The sequence below is a fragment of the Kocuria sp. KKT182 genome, assembly GCF_055635395.1.
In genome coordinates this window covers 1,900,748-1,918,407 of the sequence record NZ_CM145757.1, presented here as the reverse complement: position 1 = coordinate 1,918,407, position 17,660 = coordinate 1,900,748, and the positions used below count along the sequence as shown (strand labels likewise).

The 17,660-nt window shown below is 73.0% G+C and carries 16 protein-coding genes; 10 read left to right on the top strand and 6 right to left on the bottom strand.

The features are described from left to right. Positions 1-83: 83 nt before the first annotated feature. From ACZ2G1_RS08860 to ACZ2G1_RS08850, 3 genes are read left to right on the top strand one after another with little or no spacing between them, the layout of a single operon-like run. Positions 84-821, top strand: coding sequence for a CoA transferase subunit A (locus tag ACZ2G1_RS08860; protein ID WP_017833113.1), 738 nt, complete (start codon positions 84-86; stop codon positions 819-821). Next, entirely contained in the window at positions 818-1,519 is a 702-nt protein-coding gene (locus ACZ2G1_RS08855; protein WP_115163072.1) for a CoA transferase subunit B, read from the top strand. The genes ACZ2G1_RS08860 and ACZ2G1_RS08855 overlap by 4 nt, the downstream gene beginning before the upstream one ends. Further along, the gene (locus ACZ2G1_RS08850; protein ID WP_017833115.1) at positions 1,516-2,706 is read left to right on the top strand and encodes an acetyl-CoA C-acetyltransferase; all 1,191 of its coding nucleotides are present in this window, start codon (positions 1,516-1,518) and stop codon (positions 2,704-2,706) included. Before ACZ2G1_RS08855 ends, ACZ2G1_RS08850 begins: the two co-directional genes overlap by 4 nt. 73 nt (positions 2,707-2,779) lie before the next feature. Here ACZ2G1_RS08850 and ACZ2G1_RS08845 read toward each other — a convergent pair whose 3' ends face one another. Both ACZ2G1_RS08845 and ACZ2G1_RS08840 read right to left on the bottom strand, forming a co-directional pair. Further along, the gene (locus ACZ2G1_RS08845) at positions 2,780-3,580 is read right to left on the bottom strand and encodes a type IV toxin-antitoxin system AbiEi family antitoxin domain-containing protein (protein WP_470377700.1); all 801 of its coding nucleotides are present in this window, start codon (positions 3,578-3,580) and stop codon (positions 2,780-2,782) included. A 133-nt stretch (positions 3,581-3,713) separates the two neighbouring features. Beyond that, on the bottom strand, positions 3,714-4,301 hold the full coding sequence (locus tag ACZ2G1_RS08840; protein ID WP_176337346.1) for a MarR family winged helix-turn-helix transcriptional regulator: 588 nt from the start codon (positions 4,299-4,301) through the stop codon (positions 3,714-3,716). A 97-nt stretch (positions 4,302-4,398) separates the two neighbouring features. Here ACZ2G1_RS08840 and ACZ2G1_RS08835 point away from each other — a divergent pair, with 97 nt between their 5' ends. From ACZ2G1_RS08835 to ACZ2G1_RS08820, 4 genes are all read left to right on the top strand, one after another. Beyond that, complete coding sequence (locus ACZ2G1_RS08835) at positions 4,399-5,625, top strand: homogentisate 1,2-dioxygenase (protein ID WP_017833117.1); 1,227 nt, start codon at positions 4,399-4,401, stop codon at positions 5,623-5,625. Beyond that, positions 5,622-6,494, top strand: coding sequence for a hypothetical protein (locus ACZ2G1_RS08830; RefSeq protein ID WP_470377699.1), 873 nt, complete (start codon positions 5,622-5,624; stop codon positions 6,492-6,494). Before ACZ2G1_RS08835 ends, ACZ2G1_RS08830 begins: the two co-directional genes overlap by 4 nt. A gap of 84 nt (positions 6,495-6,578) precedes the next feature. Beyond that, positions 6,579-7,799 carry a fumarylacetoacetase gene (gene fahA / locus ACZ2G1_RS08825; protein ID WP_017833119.1) on the top strand — a complete coding sequence of 407 codons (1,221 nt, stop codon included), beginning with the start codon at positions 6,579-6,581 and terminating at the stop codon, positions 7,797-7,799. Positions 7,800-7,914: 115 nt separating this feature from the next. After that, complete coding sequence (locus ACZ2G1_RS08820; RefSeq protein ID WP_017833120.1) at positions 7,915-9,282, top strand: short-chain fatty acid transporter; 1,368 nt, start codon at positions 7,915-7,917, stop codon at positions 9,280-9,282. Between the two features lie 69 nt (positions 9,283-9,351). On the opposite strand, the gene ACZ2G1_RS08815 is transcribed toward ACZ2G1_RS08820, so the two are convergent. Beyond that, positions 9,352-9,645, bottom strand: a complete 294-nt coding sequence (locus tag ACZ2G1_RS08815) for a hypothetical protein (RefSeq protein WP_052132987.1) — start codon at positions 9,643-9,645, stop codon at positions 9,352-9,354. A 212-nt stretch (positions 9,646-9,857) separates the two neighbouring features. Next, positions 9,858-11,384, bottom strand: a complete 1,527-nt coding sequence (locus ACZ2G1_RS08810) for a gluconokinase (protein WP_368827498.1) — start codon at positions 11,382-11,384, stop codon at positions 9,858-9,860. A gap of 217 nt (positions 11,385-11,601) precedes the next feature. Between ACZ2G1_RS08810 and ilvD the strand changes: the two genes are divergently transcribed. The 3 genes from ilvD to ACZ2G1_RS08795 all read left to right on the top strand — a co-directional run bounded on the left by ilvD (position 11,602) and on the right by ACZ2G1_RS08795 (position 15,669). Beyond that, the gene (ilvD, locus tag ACZ2G1_RS08805; RefSeq protein ID WP_035927896.1) at positions 11,602-13,434 is read left to right on the top strand and encodes a dihydroxy-acid dehydratase; all 1,833 of its coding nucleotides are present in this window, start codon (positions 11,602-11,604) and stop codon (positions 13,432-13,434) included. Between the two features lie 157 nt (positions 13,435-13,591). Next, the gene (locus tag ACZ2G1_RS08800) at positions 13,592-15,076 is read left to right on the top strand and encodes an alanine/glycine:cation symporter family protein (protein WP_017833124.1); all 1,485 of its coding nucleotides are present in this window, start codon (positions 13,592-13,594) and stop codon (positions 15,074-15,076) included. Positions 15,077-15,147: 71 nt separating this feature from the next. Continuing rightward, the gene (locus tag ACZ2G1_RS08795; protein ID WP_470377698.1) at positions 15,148-15,669 is read left to right on the top strand and encodes an OsmC family protein; all 522 of its coding nucleotides are present in this window, start codon (positions 15,148-15,150) and stop codon (positions 15,667-15,669) included. A 66-nt stretch (positions 15,670-15,735) separates the two neighbouring features. On the opposite strand, the gene ACZ2G1_RS08790 is transcribed toward ACZ2G1_RS08795, so the two are convergent. Together ACZ2G1_RS08790 and ACZ2G1_RS08785 are read right to left on the bottom strand one after the other, a co-directional pair. Then, positions 15,736-16,230, bottom strand: a complete 495-nt coding sequence (locus tag ACZ2G1_RS08790; RefSeq protein WP_017833126.1) for a CoA-binding protein — start codon at positions 16,228-16,230, stop codon at positions 15,736-15,738. Next, complete coding sequence (locus tag ACZ2G1_RS08785) at positions 16,227-17,621, bottom strand: O-acetylhomoserine aminocarboxypropyltransferase/cysteine synthase family protein (RefSeq protein ID WP_470377697.1); 1,395 nt, start codon at positions 17,619-17,621, stop codon at positions 16,227-16,229. The genes ACZ2G1_RS08790 and ACZ2G1_RS08785 overlap by 4 nt, the downstream gene beginning before the upstream one ends. Positions 17,622-17,660: the final 39 nt, after the last annotated feature.

The window sequence follows — 17,660 nt, the reverse complement described above, 5'->3', positions numbered from 1 at the left end:
GTGCCGCCGGATCTGTTGACCGGCATGTGGAGGCTCCCTAGATTGAGTGCTGGGTCACAGTCCGACGAGAGGAAGGGACAAGGGTGTCCAAGGTCAGAGACAACGCCGCCGAGCTGCTGGCGGAGAGCCTGCGGGACGGCATGACGCTCGCCGTGGGCGGGTTCGGGCTGAGCGGGATCCCCCGGGATCTCATCGACGCGGTGCGGGACTCCGGGGTCACGGACCTCACGGTGGTCTCCAACAACATGGGCGTGGACGGCAAGGGCCTCGGGGTCCTGCTCGAGAACCGCCAGGTGAAGAAGGTCCTCGCCTCCTACGTGGGCGAGAACAAGCTGTTCGCCCAGCAGTACCTGGACGGCGAGCTCGAGGTCGAGTTCAACCCCCAGGGCACCCTCGCCGAGCGGCTCCGAGCCGGCGGCGCGGGCATCCCCGCCTTCTACACGAAGACCGGGGTCGGCACCCTCGTGGCCGAGGGCAAGCCGCACGCCGAGTTCGACGGCGAGACCTACGTGCAGGAGCGCGGCATCGTCGCCGACATCGCCCTGGTCCACGCCCACACCGGGGACGCCGACGGCAACCTCGTCTACCGCTACACCGCGCGCAACTTCAACCCGATCGTCGCGACCGCCGGGAAGGTCACCTTCGCCGAGGTCGAGCACGTCGTGGCGGTCGGCGAGATCCACCCCGACCACATCGTGACCCCGGGCGTCTACGTCCAGCACGTCGCGCAGTACAGCGGCGCGCCCAAGGACATCGAGCAGCGCACCGTCCGCCCCCGCCCCGCCGGGCGGGCCGCCCAGCAGAACGGAGACCAGGCATGAGCTGGACCCGCGACGAGATGGCGGCGATCGCCGCCGTCGAGCTCTCCGACGGCGACTACGTCAACCTCGGCATCGGCATCCCCACCCTCGTGGCCAACAACCTGCCCGAGGGCGTCGACGTGGTGCTGCAGTCCGAGAACGGCGTGCTCGGCATGGGCCCGTTCCCCTACGAGGGCGACGAGGACCCGGACCTCATCAACGCCGGCAAGCAGACCATCACACTGCTGCCCGGGGCCTCCATCTTCGACTCCGCCACGTCCTTCGGGATGATCCGCGGCGGCCACGTCAAGATCGCGATCCTCGGCGCCATGCAGGTCTCCGGCACCGGTGACCTCGCCAACTGGATGATCCCCGGCAAGATGGTCAAGGGGATGGGCGGCGCCATGGACCTGGTGGCCGGCACCCCGCGCGTCGTCGTGCTGACCGAGCACGTCACCAAGGACGGCTCCGCCAAGATCAAGACCGAGTGCGATCTCCCGCTCACCGGGGTGCGCGTGGTCGACCGCATCGTCACGGACCTGTGCGTGTTCGACGTCGAGGACGGCGGGCTCGTGCTGCGCAGCCTCGCCCCCGGGGTCACCGAGGACGAGATCCGCGAGAAGACCGAGGCGTCCTTCCGCACGGACCTGCAGGACGTCACCCCCGACACCGTCCCCACCGAGACCGCCGCCGCCGGCGGCGCTGAGGAGAACCGATGAGCACCGCCACCGACGTCGTCGTCCTGTCCGGCGCCCGCACGCCCCAGGGCAAGATCCTGGGCCACCTGGCGTCCTTCACCGCGGCCGAGCTGGGCGCCCACGCCATCCGGGCCGCGCTCGAGCGCGGCGGGATCGCCCCCGAGCAGGTGGACTACGTGCTCATGGGCCACGTCCTGCAGGCCGGCGCCGGGCAGAACCCGGCCCGCCAGGCGGCCGTCACCGCGGGCATCCCGCTGAGCGTGCCCGCCGAGACCGTCAACAAGGTCTGCCTCTCCGGGCTCGTGGCCATCACCAACGCCGCCCGGATGATCCGCGCGGGCGAGGCCGAGATCGTCGTGGCCGGCGGCCAGGAGTCCATGACCAACGCCCCGCACCTCGCGATGGGCGTGCGGCAGGGCAAGAGCTACGGCGACTTCAAGCTCGAGGACGCGGTGGCCAAGGACGGGCTCGTCGACGTCGCCGCGTGCGTGTCCATGGGCTCGCTCACCGAGTCCGGCAACAGCGATCGCTCGATCTCCCGCGAGGAGCAGGACCAGGTCGCTGCCCTGAGCCACCAGCGCGCGGCCCGCGCCGCGGAGGAGGGCGTCTTCCGCGACGAGATCGCCCCCGTGTCCGTCCCGCAGCGCAAGGGCGACCCGCTCGTCGTCGACACCGACCAGGGCGTGCGCCCCGACTCCAGCGCGGAGTCCATGGCGAGGCTGCGCCCCGCGTTCGCGAAGGACGGCACGATCACCGCCGGCAACTCCTCGCCGCTCTCGGACGGCGCGGCCGCCGTGGTCCTGACCAGCCGGGAGTACGCCGAGCGCCACGGCCTCGAGTACCTGGCCGTGGTCGGTGCCCCGGGCCAGGTGGCCGGCCCCGACACCTCGCTGCACTCCCAGCCGTCCCGGGCGATCGAGGCCGCGCTCGAGCGGGCCGGCTGGTCCGTGCAGGACCTGGACTTCATCGAGATCAACGAGGCGTTCGCGTCCGTGCTGATCCAGTCCCTGCGCGACCTCGACTACTCGGTGGAGAAGGCCAACATCCACGGCGGCGCTGTGGCCGTCGGGCACCCGATCGGCGCCTCCGGGGCCCGGTTGGCGCTGCACGCGGCGTTCGAGCTCTCCCGCCGGGGCTCCGGCCGGGCCGCGGTCTCGCTGTGCGGCGGCGGCGGCCAGGGCGAGGCGCTGCTGCTCTACCGCGACTGACCCCCGCCCCCTCCGCTGACCCGCGGGGGCCCGGGTGACCACGATTTTTCGTGGTCACCCGGGCCCCCGCGGGTCATTCGATGATCCTGCGGTCACGCGCGGCGAGCTCCCGGCGCACGAGAGCCACCAGGTCGTCCGGCCGGTGCACCACGGTGGCCCAGTCCGTCCGCAGGATCCGCCACCCGGCGTTGGCGAGGTCCTTCTCCCGCCGCCGCTCCTGCACGAGGACCCGGTCGGTGGGGCCGTGGTCGTAGTACTCGGTGTCGCCGTCGAACTCCAGGAGCAGGCGCTGCGCCCGCCACCCGAAGTCCCCGCGATACAGGCCGCGCGGCGTCCGGATGCGCACCTGCAGCTCCGGCCGGGGCAGTCGCGCGCGAAGCAGCACCAGCCGGGTCAGCGTCTCGCCGGGCGACTCGGAGCGACCGTCGGCGAGGTCGAGCACCCGCCGGGCCCGGCGGCACCCCGGCGCGCCGGCGCGGCGCTCGAGCAGGGCGAGGAGTTCCGCGCGCTCGGTGCCCCGGCGGAGGGCGTGGTCGGCGGTCACCACCGCCTCGCGGAGGGGCAGGGTGGACGCGCAGTCCAGCACGGTGCGGGGCACGGACGTGGCCAGCAGCCCGCCCACTCGGACGACGTGCTCCGGCGGCAGCTCGGCCCAGTGGTGGACGCAGGTCCGGTTGTTCCGGGAACCGCGGCCGGGCGGAGAGACGACGTGCGGTGCCGCCGGTCGGTGCAGCAGGTCCAGGCCGTGGAGCAGGGCCGCCGAGGAGTGCCCGAACACCGGGGCACTGGCGGCGCGCAGGGCCAGGGCGGCGTGCATCTGCCGCAGCCGTCCCTCCGCTCCCAGGTCCCGCCACCAGGACGGTGTCGCGTACACCCCCTGCCGGATCCGGAGGAGGTCGCTCCGGCGGACGGCCCGCGTGACCACGAAAAATCGTGGTCACCCGGGCCCCAGCGGGTCATCCGGCGAGGGGGTGATCTGCGGTCCCGGCGGTGCTCCGCCCGCGGGGCTACTTGCGGGCGCGGGCGCCGATCCGCTCGCGCTGCTCCATGAGCTTCTCCAGCAGCGTCACGAGCGTGTGCTGCTCCTCCTCGGTGAGGGCCTCGGCCCACTGGCTCTCCCGGTCGTTCTGGGCCCGGAACGCCGTGCGGATCTTCTCCTGCCCGGCCTCGGTGAGGTGCAGGGTCACGGACCGGCCGTCGGCGGCAGAGGCCTCGCGCCGGAGCAGGTCCTTGCCGACCAGCGTGCCCGTCAGGTTGGAGACCGCCGCGCGGCTCATCCCCGTGAGGCGGGCGGCCTCGTGGGGGTTGAGGGGACCGGCCACCCAGAGGGCCAGGAGCAGCCGGAAGCTCGACCAGGTTCCGCCGGCGGGGCGGTGGATCGACGACTCGAAGTCGTAGACCGCGGTGGACGAGGACCGGTTGAGCGAGAGGAACACCCGGTTGGCCGCGAGGTCGGCGTCGGGGAACTCCTCGGAGATCCGGCGCTGGGCGGCCTGGACGAAGGACCAGTAGTCGGGCAGCGCGGCGGCGGTGGACGCCTCGGTGGACGCCCGGGTGGGCGTCGCTGGGGGCTCGGTGCGGTCGGCGAGGGGCATGGCGTCGATTCTAGGGGAGGGGTTGCCCCATATAGTACAACGCTTTACTATCTGGGGGAGAGCTGGATCACAGACCGCCACACGCAAGGAGACGGCCATGGCCTACTACCGGCAGCTGGGCCCGGTGCCCCGGCAGCGTCACACCCTGTTCAAGGACGACGAGGGCAGGATCCTCTACGAGGAGCTCATGGGCGAGGAGGGCTTCTCCTCCGACTCGTCGCTGCTCTACCACCGGCACATCCCCTCGGCGATCGTCGGGACCCGCGGCTGGGAGCTGCCCGACCAGACCCTGACCCCCAACGACCCCCTGCTGCCGCGGCACCTGAAGCTGCACGAGCTGTTCACCGAGGAGCAGGCCGCCGGGACCGACGCGGTGACCGGCCGCCGGCTGGTGATGGGCAACGCGGACGTGCGGCTCTCCTACGCCTGGGTGGGGAAGACCTCCCCGCTGTACAAGAACGCCGTGGGCGACGAGTGCGTCTACGTGGAGCGCGGCTCCGCCCTGGTGGAGACCCAGTTCGGCCCGCTCGAGGCCGTCGAGGGCGACTACGTCATGATCCCGCGCGCCACGATCCACCGCTGGGTGCTGCGGGAGGGCGAGACGGCCCGGCTCTACTTCGTGGAGGCGAACTCCCACATCACCCCGCCGCACCGCTACCTCTCCAAGTACGGGCAGCTGCTCGAGCACGCCCCCTACTGCGAGCGAGACCTGCACGGTCCCTCCGGCGTGCTCCTGCGGGACGAGACCGACGTGGACGTCTACGTCAAGCACCGCGGCCGCGGCCCCTCCGGCCTGGACGGGACGGTCCACGTCCTGCCGCAGCACCCCTTCGACGTGGTGGGCTGGGACGGGTGCCTCTACCCGTACACCTTCAACATCAAGGACTACATGCCGATCACCGGCAAGGTGCACCAGCCGCCGCCCGTGCACCAGGTCTTCGAGGGGCGCAACTTCGTGATCTGCAACTTCGTGCCGCGGAAGGTCGACTATCACGAGCTGGCCGTCCCGGTGCCCTACTACCACTCGAACGTGGACTCGGACGAGGTCATGTTCTACGTGGACGGGGACTACGAGGCGCGCAAGGGCTCGGGCATCGGCAGGGGGTCGATCTCCCTGCACCCGGGCGGGCACCCGCACGGCCCGCAGCCCGGGGCGATCGAGAAGTCCCTGGGCGTGGAGTACTTCGACGAGACCGCCGTCATGGTCGACACCTTCGCCCCGCTGGAGCTGGGCGAGGCAGGCCTGGCCGGCGACGACGGCAAGTACGTCACGTCCTGGACCCCCGGCCGGGAGTGGACCGGCGGGCTCTGGTCGAACTCGTGAGCGCCGCCCCGACCACGGGGACCGCCGAGCGGCGCGTCCCGGCCCAGTTCGTTGCGTTCTTCGACGACGCCGCGACCTTCCCACCGGGACTCGCCCCGCTGGAGAAGGCGGTCACGGACTACGTGGCGCGGTGGGCGGACCCGCTCGTCGCCGCCGTGGGTCCGGCCGTGCTGAAGCTCGACGACCTGCCGGAGGCCCGGCGCATCGCCGCCGGCCTGGACCGCGGCGGCCGGGCGGTCGAGGTCTCCGTCGTGACGCCAACCGGGCAGCTGCAGGCCGCACTGGACGCCGTCGAGCAGACCGGGCCCGAGCTGCGGGTCGTCTCGGTCGAGCTCAGGACCGACCCGTCGGACACCGACGCCTGGCAGGCGCAGATCACCGAGGCGGCCCGGGTGCAGGACGTCCCGGTCTACGTGGAGCTGACCGCGGACCAGGTCCGCGGCGGGGCGCTGGAGCTGCTGGAGGGCACCGGGCTGCGCCTCAAGCACCGCACCGGCGGGATCGAGGCGCACCTGTTCCCCAGCCCCGAGCAGCTGGCCGCGGTGCTCACCGAGGCCGTGGCCGCCCGGATCCCGTTCAAGCTCACCGCCGGCCTGCACGAGGCCGTGCGGTACACGGACCCCGCCACGGGGTTCACCCACCACGGCTTCCTCAACATCGCGATGGCCACCGAGGCCGCCCGCGACCACGAGCCCGCCGAGCGGGTGGCCCGGCTGCTCACCGAGACCGACCCGGCACCGCTCGTCGAGCTCGCCCGGGCCTCCGACGGGTCCTGGCGCGGGTCCTTCACGTCCTTCGGGACGTGCAGCGTGGACGAGCCCGCCGCGAGCCTCGAGCGCCTCGGCCTCTTCCCGCACGGCCTCACCTGACACGGCGCCCTCCCCCCCGGGACCACCGGGGCGGGAGGGCGCCGCCGTCGCCACCGTCCCCCCACGTCCAAGGAGATCCACCCCGTGAGCACCGCCGCCGACCGTTTCGCCGCCGAGGGCTTCGGCCCCGAGAACCTGCCCTACGCCTCCTTCTCGCCCACCGGCGGGGACCCGCGCCTGGGGGTGCGCCTGGGGGACCGGGCGATCGACGTCGCCGCCCTGGCCGCCACGGTGGAGGGGCTCGACGACGCCGCGCGCACGGCGGTGTCGGCCCCGAACCTGGACGCGCTGCTCGCGGCCGGCCACGGGACCTGGACCGCGCTGCGGGCCTGGCTGGTGGAGGTCGTGACCGCCGACGGGCTCGCGGACACGGTGGAGCAGGCCTCCCACCCGGTGGACGGGATCACCCTGCACATGCCGTTCACGGTGGCCGACTACGTCGACTACTACGCCTCCGAGCACCACGCCTCCAACGTGGGGAAGATGTTCCGTCCGGACCAGGCCCCGCTGCTGCCCAACTGGAAGCACCTGCCCGTGGGCTACCACGGCCGCGCCGGCACCGTGATCCCCTCCGGCAAGGACTTCCCCCGGCCCAAGGGCCTGCGCCCCGAGCAGGACGGGCCGCCCAGCTTCGGCCCTTCCCGCCGCCTGGACATCGAGGCGGAGCTCGGCTTCGTCCTCGGCGGGGCGGCCCCGGCCGGGGAGGTCTCCCTCGAGCAGGCGGCCGCCGAGCACCTCTTCGGCGTGGTGCTGTTCAACGACTGGTCCGCCCGCGACATCCAGGCCTACGAGTACGTCCCCCTGGGCCCCTACCTGGGCAAGTCCTTCGCGTCCTCGATCTCGCTGTGGGTCGTGCCCTGGCAGGCCCTGTCCGCGGCCCGCGTGGCGCCCCCGGCGCGCGAGCACGAGCTCGCCCCCTACCTCGACGACGAGGGCAAGGAGCCGTGGGGGCTGGACATCACCCTGGGCGTGAGCGTGGACGGCCGGACCGTCTCGCACCCCCCGGCGTCCACCCTGTACTGGACCGCACCCCAGATGGTCGCGCACATGAGCGTCAACGGCGCGTCCCTGCGCCCGGGGGACTTCTTCGGCTCCGGCACCGTCTCCGGGCCGGAGAAGGACCAGCGCGGGTCCTTCCTGGAGCTCTCCTGGGGCGGCAAGGAGCCGTTCGCCCTGCCCGGGGGCACCGAGATGACGTTCCTGGCCGACGGCCAGAGCGTGACCCTCACCGGCACCGCGCCCGGCCCCGGCGGCTCCGTCATCGACCTCGGCGAGTGCACCGCCACGATCCTGCCCGCCACCTGAATACTGGTCCCGTCCCCGCCGATGACCACGATCACCCCCGCCGAGCCCGCCGCGCCGCGGCCGGCGGGGGAGGGCGTGGTCGCCCGCGCGCCCGCCGACAGCAGGAGTCCCCGCCATGAGCACCGGCACCCGTGAACCCGCGATCGCCCGGGCGATGCGGCCCGTCAACTCGGTCGTCGAGAAGTACATCCCGTCCGCGCTGAACTTCGCCATCCTGCTGAGCGTCGCCGTCGGGCTCATGGCCCTGCTGCTCACCGACGCCGGACCCGCCGACGTGCTGCGCGGCTGGGGCGAGGGGCTCGCCGGGCTGCTCGCGTTCATGACGCAGATGGCGCTGATCCTGCTGCTGGGGCACGCCCTCGCCAACACCCGTCCCGTGCGCCGGCTGCTCGGCGCCCTGGCTCAGGTGCCCCGGACGCCCCTCCAGGCGTACGTGTTCGTGTTCCTGGTGGCGGCGGCCGCCTCCCTCATCACGTGGGGGCTCGGCCTCGTCGTCGGCGCCCTGCTCGCCCGCGACGTCGCCGCCGCGGGGGACCGCCGCGGCCTGGAGCTGAGCTTCCCGATGCTCGTGGCCTCCGGGTTCTCCGGGTTCGTGGTCTGGCACATGGGCTACTCCGGGTCCGGGCCGCTCACCGCGGCCACCCCCGGCTCCTTCATCGAGGAGCAGCTCGGACGCACCGTGCCCATCACCGAGACCACGTTCTCCGCCTGGAACCTCACCGCCGTCGTCGCCACCGTGGTCCTCGTCGCGCTGGCCCTGTGGCTCATCGCGCCCCGGGTCGTGGACCCCGCCCACCGGATGACCGCCGCCGCCCTCGCCGCCTCGGAGCAGACGGTCACCGAGGAGGAGGTCGTCACCCCCGCCGACCGGCTCGACGCCAGCCGGGTCCCCACCCTGGTCGTGGGACTGGCGCTCGCCGGCTACCTGGTGCTGCACTTCGCCGAGGGCGGGACGGTGACGCTCGACGTCGTGAACTGGATGTTCCTGGGCCTGATCTTCCTGCTCGCGCGCAATGCCTTCGAGGTCATGGCGCTGATCAAGAACGCCGCCGCGAACGTGGGCGACATCCTCCTGCAGTTCCCGCTCTACGCCGGGATCATGGGGATGATGGCGGCGACCGGCCTGATCCAGGTGCTCTCCGACTCGGTCGTGGCCGTCGCCACGCCCCAGACGCTGGGGCTGCTCGCGTTCCTCTCGGCGGGGCTCGTGAACTTCTTCGTCCCCTCCGGCGGCGGGCAGGTGGCCGTGCAGGCCCCGATCCTGCTGGACGCCGGCGCCCGCCTCGACGTGGACCCGGCCGTGGTGATCATGGCGATCTCCTACGGCGACCAGTGGACCAACATGATCCAGCCGTTCTGGGCGCTGCCGCTGCTGGCCATCGCCGGGCTCAAGATCCGCGACATCCTGGGCTACACCACCGTGGTGCTCGTGGTCTCGGGCCTGGTGTTCGGGGCGACCCTGCTGCTCGTCGGCGCGGGCTGAGCGGGCCTCGGCCCGCGCCGCCGGCTCCGTGCCGCTGGATCCGTGCCGCGGCGGCCGGGGAGCGTGTGCTCAGGCGGTGCGCTCCGGGGCGCCGCGGCCGGTGCCGTGGCGCAGGAAGTCGGCGCTCGAGGGCACGCGCGGGTGGTACCGGCGGTCGAGGAGGGTGTTGGCCGCCCAGCTCAGCAGGTCCCGCTCGCGGACCGGCAGGTCCAGGCACTGGTGCAGGTACGCGCTGACCTCGAGCTCGTCGGCCGTCCCGCCCAGGTACAGGTAGCGGACCCAGAGCCGGCGGTGCCCGATCGACGCCCGCTCGAGCGCCTGGTGCAGTCCGACGGCTTGTTCCCGGCCCAGGGAGTCCTCCATCGTGGTTCCTTCCGTGCGGTGCGGGGTGCGGGGGTAGGGGGTGCGGAAGCAGGGTGCTCGAACTCCGGAGGAAGCGCGCACCCGCACCCACAGGCTCCACGGTAGGAAAGCGGCCGTGCCGGGACCACGGTATTAGCGGAGGTACACCATTGTGTCCGAGTGTGAGGGAACACCCGGTCGGCACCCAGGCGACGCCGAGCCGCCCGGCCGGGTCAGGAGCCGACGACCGCCCCGTAGAGCTCCTCGAAGCGGGCGCGCGCGGTGCGGTAGTGCTCCGCGCGTCCGGGCACCGGCCGGTGCTCCGGCCCGCAGGGCGGGGAGGCCCGCTCCACGTCCGGGGCGAGGCTCTCGAGGGCGAGCAGGGCGGTGCCGCGCAGGGTCGCCCGCTTGAACTCGGCCCGCGCCACCGGCTTGCCGAGGGCGTCGGCGAGCAGCTGCAGCAGCTCCGGCACGTCCTGCGACGCGCTGCCGGAGGCCACCACGCGGTCCACGCCGCCGGCGGCGTCCTCGAGCTGCTCGGCCACCCGGGCGTACGAGACCGCGACGCCCTCGAGCACCCCGCGGGCCAGGTCGGCCCCGGTGCTGGAGGCCGAGACGCCGGCGAACACCGCCCGGGCGCCGCCGGCCCAGCCCGTCGAGCGCTCGCCCGTGAAGAACGGCAGGACCACGGGGGTGGTTCCGGACACGTCCGCGGCGGCGACGTCCGCGAGCGTGGTGCTCTCCGGCAGGGTCACCGTGCGCTCGAGCCAGGCGAGCGCCCGGCCGACGTCGTTGAGGGCGCCGCCCAGCAGGCACCGTGCCCCGTCCACGCGGTAGCACCACAGCCCCGGCGGCACCCGCTCGGGGATCCGGTGCAGCAGCACGCGCGCGGCCCCCGAGGTGGCGGTGGAGACGACCATCGTCGAGGCGTCGGTGCCGCCCGTGCCGAGGTTCGCGCTCAGCCCGTCGGCCACCGGCGCGAACCACGCCGCGCCCTCGAGGACCGGCCAGCGCTCGGCCACGGACGCGGCGACGTCCGGGATCGGCTCGTGCGGGTCGGCGAGCGGGTTGAACTGCTCCGCGTCCAGCCCGCAGGCCAGGAGCAGGGGCTCGTCCCACCGGCCCGTGCGGCGGTCCAGCATCCCGGTCCACGCGGCCGTGGCGGTCCCGGCGCGCGCGGTGCCCAGCAGGCGCAGGTGCACGTACTCGCCCAGGGACATCCACCGCCGGGCCCGCTCCCACGCCTCCGGGTCCGTCTCCCGGAGCCACCGCAGCCGCGGGGCCAGGTACGAGGTGTGCAGGCGGGCGCCCGTGCGCTGCAGGGCGGCGGGCTCGTCGAGCTCGCCGCGCAGCCCGGCCAGCTGCTCGGCGCACCGGGAGTCGGCGTAGGTGAAGCACGTGGTGACCGCGGCGCCGTCGGTCCCGACGCCGACCAGTGAGGACGCGAAGGTGTCCAGGGCGACGCCCGCGACCCGGCCGGCCAGTGCGGGGTCGGCCAGGACGAGGTCGAGGACCGCCGCGAGCTCCTCCGTCACCTGGTCGGGGTCGATCACGGAGGTCCCGTCCGCCGCGGTGGTGAACTCGTGCTCGATCTTGTGCCGGTAGCCCCGCACGGGGGTCCCCGTGGCGTCGTGCAGACCGCCCCGGCTGCCCGTGGAGCCGACGTCCAGGGCCATCACCAGGGGATCGAGGGCCTCGCGCAGGTCCACGCTGAACGCGGCGCCGTCGTCCGGCCGTGGGGGCGTCGGGTGGTGGCTCATGGTCGGCTCCTCCTGGGGGCTGCGCGGCTGGCCCCAGTGTAGGAGGCGGCGCGGAGCGACGGTCACATCGTGAGACGCGAGTCCGCCCACCAGGACGTTGCGGTCGAAAAGCGTATTCTGGACGGCGGACCGCCGGCGGCCGGCCCGGGTGCCCCACGGCCCGTGCGCCGCCCGCCCCGCCACCGGACATCCCCGACCGAGGAGACCCAGCTCCGCCATGCCCCACCTCCGCTCCCGCACCTCGACCCACGGCCGCAACATGGCCGGCGCCCGCGCCCTGTGGCGCGCCACCGGCATGGGCGACGACGACTTCGGGAAGCCGATCGTCGCGATCGCGAACTCCTACACGCAGTTCGTGCCGGGCCACGTGCACCTCAAGGACATGGGCGACCTCGTGGCCTCCGCGATCCGGGAGGCGGGGGGCGTGGCCAAGGAGTTCAACACCATCGCGGTCGACGACGGCATCGCGATGGGCCACGACGGGATGCTCTACTCCCTGCCCTCCCGCGACATCATCGCGGACTCCGTGGAGTACATGGTCAACGCCCACCGGGCCGACGCCCTGGTCTGCATCTCCAACTGCGACAAGATCACGCCGGGCATGCTGCTGGCCGCGCTGCGGCTGAACATCCCGGTGGTCTTCGTCTCCGGCGGGCCCATGGAGTCCGGCGAGGCCGTCGAGGGCGTCGTGGAGCACCGTCTGGACCTCGTGGACGCGATGTCCATGGCCGTCGACGAGTCCGTCACCGACGAGCAGCTGGGCCAGATCGAGCGCAACGCCTGCCCCACCTGCGGGTCCTGCTCGGGCATGTTCACCGCCAACTCCATGAACTGCCTCACCGAGGCCCTCGGCCTGTCCCTGCCCGGCAACGGCACCACGCTGGCCACCCAGGTGGCCCGCAAGGAGCTCTTCCTCGAGGCCGGCCGCCGGGTGGTGGACCTGTGCTGCCGGTACTACGAGCAGGACGACGAGTCCGTGCTCCCGCGCAACATCGCCACCAAGGCCGCGTTCGAGAACGCCATGGCCCTGGACATCGCCATGGGCGGGTCCACCAACACGATCCTGCACATCCTCGCCGCGGCCCAGGAGGGCGAGGTCGACTTCACCCTCCCGGACATCGACGCCCTGTCCCGCCGGGTGCCCTGCCTGTGCAAGGTCGCGCCGAACTCCACCCGGTTCCACATCGAGCACGTGCACCGCGCCGGCGGGATCCCCGCGCTCCTCGGCGAGCTGCGCCGCGCGGGCCTGCTCAACGAGGACGTGCACGCGGTGCACGCCCCGGACCTGGCCACCTGGCTGGACGAGTGGGACGTCCGCAGCGGCCGGTCCTCGGAGCGCGCCCGGGCGCTCTTCCACGCCGCGCCCGGCGGCGTGCGCACCACGCAGGCGTTCTCCACGGCCAACACGTTCGAGTCCCTCGACCTCGACGGCGAGGACGGCTGCATCCGCTCGGTGGAGCACGCCTACACACGGGACGGCGGCCTGGCGATCCTCTACGGCAACATCGCCGAGGACGGGGCGGTCATCAAGACCGCCGGCATCGACGAGGAGCTGTTCCACTTCGTGGGGAGGGCCTTCGTGGTCGAGTCCCAGGACGAGGCCGTCTTCGAGATCCTGTCCAAGAACGTGGAGCCCGGCGACATCGTGGTCATCACCCACGAGGGCCCCAAGGGCGGTCCGGGCATGCAGGAGATGCTCTACCCGACCTCCTACCTCAAGGGCCTCGGCCTCGGCCGGGAGTGCGCGCTCATCACCGACGGCCGCTTCTCCGGCGGCACCTCCGGCCTCTCGATCGGGCACATCTCCCCGGAGGCCGCCGCCGGCGGCGCCGTGGGCCTCATCGAGACCGGCGACGAGATCGAGATCGACGTCGCCCGGCGCGTGCTGCGCGTGAACGTGGACGACGCGACGCTGGCCGCCCGGCGGCAGGCCAGGGGGCCGGCCCCGTGGTACCCCACGAAGCCGCGCGAGCGCCAGGTCTCCAAGGCCCTGCGCGCCTACGCCTCGATGGTCACCTCCGCGGACAAGGGCGCCGTGCGCGTGATCTGACCCCCTCCGGCCGCGATCCCGGGGCCCGCGGGGCACCGAGACGCGGGTCACTTCCACTAGAGTTCCGTCGGGGCGCGCAACCGCTGCGCCCGGTCTTTCACGCGGGCCCCGCAGACCCCACGCCGGGGACCCGCGTCCGTCACAGTTCGGAGCTGCAATGGAACTCGTCACCGATCTCGTGGGCACCCTCGGCGGCTGGGTGTGGAACGTGGTCTTCGCCATCCTCATCGGGGTGGGCCTCTACCTGACCGTCCGCACCGGCGTCGTGCAGCTGCGGCTGGTCCCGGAGATGTTCCGGGTGCTCAACGACAAGCCCGGTCTGGCCGAGGACGGCCAGAAGGGCATCTCCGCGTTCCGGGCCTTCACCGTCTCCGCCGCGTCCCGGGTGGGCACCGGCAACATCGCCGGCGTCGCGATCGCCATCAGCCTGGGCGGGCCGGGCGCCGTGTTCTGGATGTGGGTGATCGCCGGCATCGGCGCGGCCAGCGCGTTCACGGAGTCCCTGCTGGGCCAGCTCTACAAGATCAAGGCGCCCACCGGCTACGTGGGCGGGCCCGCCTACTACATGGAGCGCGGCCTCGGCGCCCGCTGGATGGGGCTGCTCTTCGCGGTCGTCATCACCTTTACCTACGGGTTCGTGTTCAACTCCGTGCAGTCCAACTCGATCGTGGACGCGCTCGGCGGCTCCCTGGGCGTGGACATCGCGGCGGCGGAGGCCCTGTGGTTCCGGATCCTGGTCGGCGCCGTGCTCGTGGGGCTGACCGCCGCGATCATCTTCGGCGGCATCCGCCGGATCTCCGCGGTCTCCGAGATCGTCGTCCCGATCATGGCGGTGCTCTACCTCCTGCTGGGCCTGCTCGTGGTCTTCCTGAACCTCGGCGAGGTCCCCGCCGTGCTCGGCCAGATCCTCGAGGGGGCCTTCGGCATCCGCGAGTTCGTCACCGGCGGGCTGATCGGCGTCATCATCCAGGGCATGAAGCGCGGCCTGTTCTCCAACGAGGCCGGCATGGGGTCGGCCCCCAACGCCGGCGCCACCGCGTCCGTGTCCCACCCGGCGAAGCAGGGCTTCCTGCAGGCGCTCGGCGTGTACTTCGACACCTGGCTGATCTGCTCGATCACCGCGTTCATCGTGCTCCTCTCCAACCCCGAGTTCGGCGGCCGGGAGGGCGCGTCCCTGACCCAGTCCGCGCTGGCCCTGCAGCTGGGCAACTGGGCGGTGCACTTCCTGACCGTGGCGATCTTCCTGTTCGCGTTCACCTCCGTGATCGGCAACTACTACTACGGCGAGTCCAACGTCCGCTTCCTCACGGGCTCGCCCGCGGCGATGACCGCCTACCGCGTGCTCGTGCTGGTGTTCGTCTTCGGCGGCGCCGTGCTGGCCCTGGACCTCGTCTGGTCCCTGGCCGACCTGTTCATGGCGGTCATGGCCACCATCAACCTGGTGGCCCTGGTGCTGCTCGCCGGCGTGGCCGTCCGGGTGCTCCGGAACTACGAGGCCCAGCGCAAGCAGGGCCTCGAGCCGATCTTCCACAGCGGCGACGTCCCGGGCCTGTCCGGGCTCGGCGCGTGGGACGGCACCGACGTGGTGACCACCCGCGGCTACTGGGACGAGCTGGCGCAGAAGCCCACGAGGACCCGCTGACGGGCACGGAGCAGCAGGCCGGGGCCGGGACCGCGTGGCGGCCCCCGCCCCGGCCCCTCTACAGTGAGGTCATGGAATCTCGTACGGACATCGACGCCTCGGCCCTGCGGCAGCTGCAGGCCCCCCTCAAGGATCGCTACCGGGAGCACCCCGAGGAGGCCCGCACACCCCTGCACGCCCGCGGCGACTTCCGCGACACCGGGCTCACGACCACCGTCGACTCGTGGGCCGGGCCGGTGCGGGCCGGCCTGCACGCCGCCACCGGCGGTGACGGCAGCGACGCCTGCTCCGGGGACATGCTCCTCGACGCGCTCGCGGCCTGCGCGGGCGTGACCCTGCGCAGCGTGGCGACGGCCATGGGCGTGCCGATCCGGTCGGCCGAGCTCCGCGCGGAGGGCATGTTCGACGCCCGCGGGACGCTGGGCCTGGACCGGTCCGTGGCCGTGGGGGTCCAGGACGTCGTCCTCACTGTCCGCCTCGACACCGACGCCGACGACGCCACCCTCCAGCGGCTGGCCAAGTCGACCGAGCGGTACTGCGTGGTCAGCCAGAGCCTGAACACGGACGTGGCGTTCGTCGTCGAGCGCGTGTAGCGGCCGCACCCTCGCCGGTCGCGGAACGGCTCCGTGCGCCTCAGGGCGCACGGAGCCGTTCCGCGTTCAGGACAGGACCTGGCGCTTCGACGAGATGACCCCGGTGTTGAAGCCGGCCAGGTGGAGCCCGCCGTGGAAGCGGGCGTGCTCGATCTTCAGGCAGCGGTCCATGACCACGGAGAGCCCGCCCTCCTCGGCGATCCGGGCGGCCTCCTCGTGCCAGGACCCCAGCTGCAGCCACAGGGTCCTCGCCCCGACGGCCACGGCCTCGTGGGCCACGCCGGGGAGGTCGTCGTGGCGCCGGAACGCGTCGACGACGTCGGGCGTCTCCGGCAGGTCCGCGAGGGACGGGTAGACGGGCCGGCCCATGATCTCCCGCAGCGCCGGGTTGACGAAGTACACCCGGTACGGCGAGGAGGACAGCAGGTAGGTCGAGACGAAGTAGGAGGCGCGGGACGGCTTGTCGGACGCGCCCACGACGGCGATCGACTCGGTGCCGTGCAGGATGCTCAGCCGCTCGGGCGCGCTCGGCCCAGTCCACGTGCGGGTCTCGGCGGTCATCGGAGCGCTCCTTCGGTCGTGACGTCGGCGTCGGCAGCAGCGGTGGCGCCGGCCGGGGCGCCGGCCGCGCGGCCGGGGGTCTCCCGGGGCAGGCCGGTGGCCGCCGTGAGGGCCTGGTCGAGGTCCCAGAGGATGTCCTCGACGTCCTCGAGGCCCACCGACAGGCGGATGAGGTCCTCCCGCACCCCCGCGCCGACCAGCTGCTCGGCGCTCAGCTGCTGGTGCGTGGTGGAGGCGGGGTGCAGGACGAGGGTGCGGGCGTCCCCGATGTTGGCGAGGTGGCTGGCCAGCTGCAGGTTCTCGATGAAGCGCGCCCCGACCTCCCGCCCTCCGAGCCGCTCCGTGGGGGAGACCCCGAACGCGAACACGGAGCCCGGGCCGAGGGGCAGGTACCGCCGGGCCCGCTCGTGATGGGGGTGGCTCGGCAGCCCGGCCCAGTTGACGTAGGAGACCCGGGGGTCCTCCTCCAGCCACCGCGCGACGGCCCGCGCGTTGGCCAGGTGCGCGTCCATGCGCTGCGGCAGCGTCTCCACGCCCTGGAGCAGGTTCCAGGCGGACTGGGGCGCCAGGGCGGGGCCGATGTCCCGCAGCTGCTCGGTGCGCAGCCGGGTCAGGAATCCGTACTCCCCGAAGTTCCCCCACCAGGTGACGTCGTTGTACGTGGGCACCGGCTCCGTCATGGACGGGAAGTTGCCGTTCGCCCAGTCGAAGCGGCCGGACTCGACGACGACGCCGCCCAGCGTGGTGCCGTGCCCGCCCAGGAACTTGGTGGCCGAGTGGATGACGATGTCCGCCCCGTGCTCGATCGGGCGGACCAGGTACGGCGGGGTCATGGTCGAGTCGACGACCAGCGGCACGCCGGCCTCGTGCGCGACCGCCGCCAGGCCCTCCAGGTCCGCGACGTCGCCGGAGGGGTTGGCCACGACCTCCGTGTAGACGGCCTTGGTGCCCGGGCGCACCGCCGCCCGGTAGTCGGCGGGGTCGGTGCCGGGGACGAACGTGGTCTCGATCCCGAAACGGCGCAGGGTGACGTCCAGCTGGGTGACCGTGCCCCCGTAGAGCTGGGCGGAGGCCACGATGTGGTCCCCGGCCTGGGCGAGCGCGGCGAATACGAGGAACTCGGCGGACATGCCGGAGGCGGTGGCCACGGCGCCGATGCCGCCCTCGAGGGACGCGACGCGCTCCTCGAACGCCGCGACGGTCGGGTTGCCGATGCGGGAGTAGATGTTGCCGTACTTCTGCAGGGCGAACAGGTTGGCGGCGTCGTCGGCGTCCTTGAAGACGAACGAGGTGGTCTGGTAGATCGGGACCGCGCGGGCGCCGTGCTCGGCGTCGGGGGTGCCCCCGGCGTGCAGGGCGCGGGTGCGGAACCCGAACTGGTGGTCGGCCATGGGGAAGCTCCTCGTGCGAGTGGTGCCGCTGGACGGTCC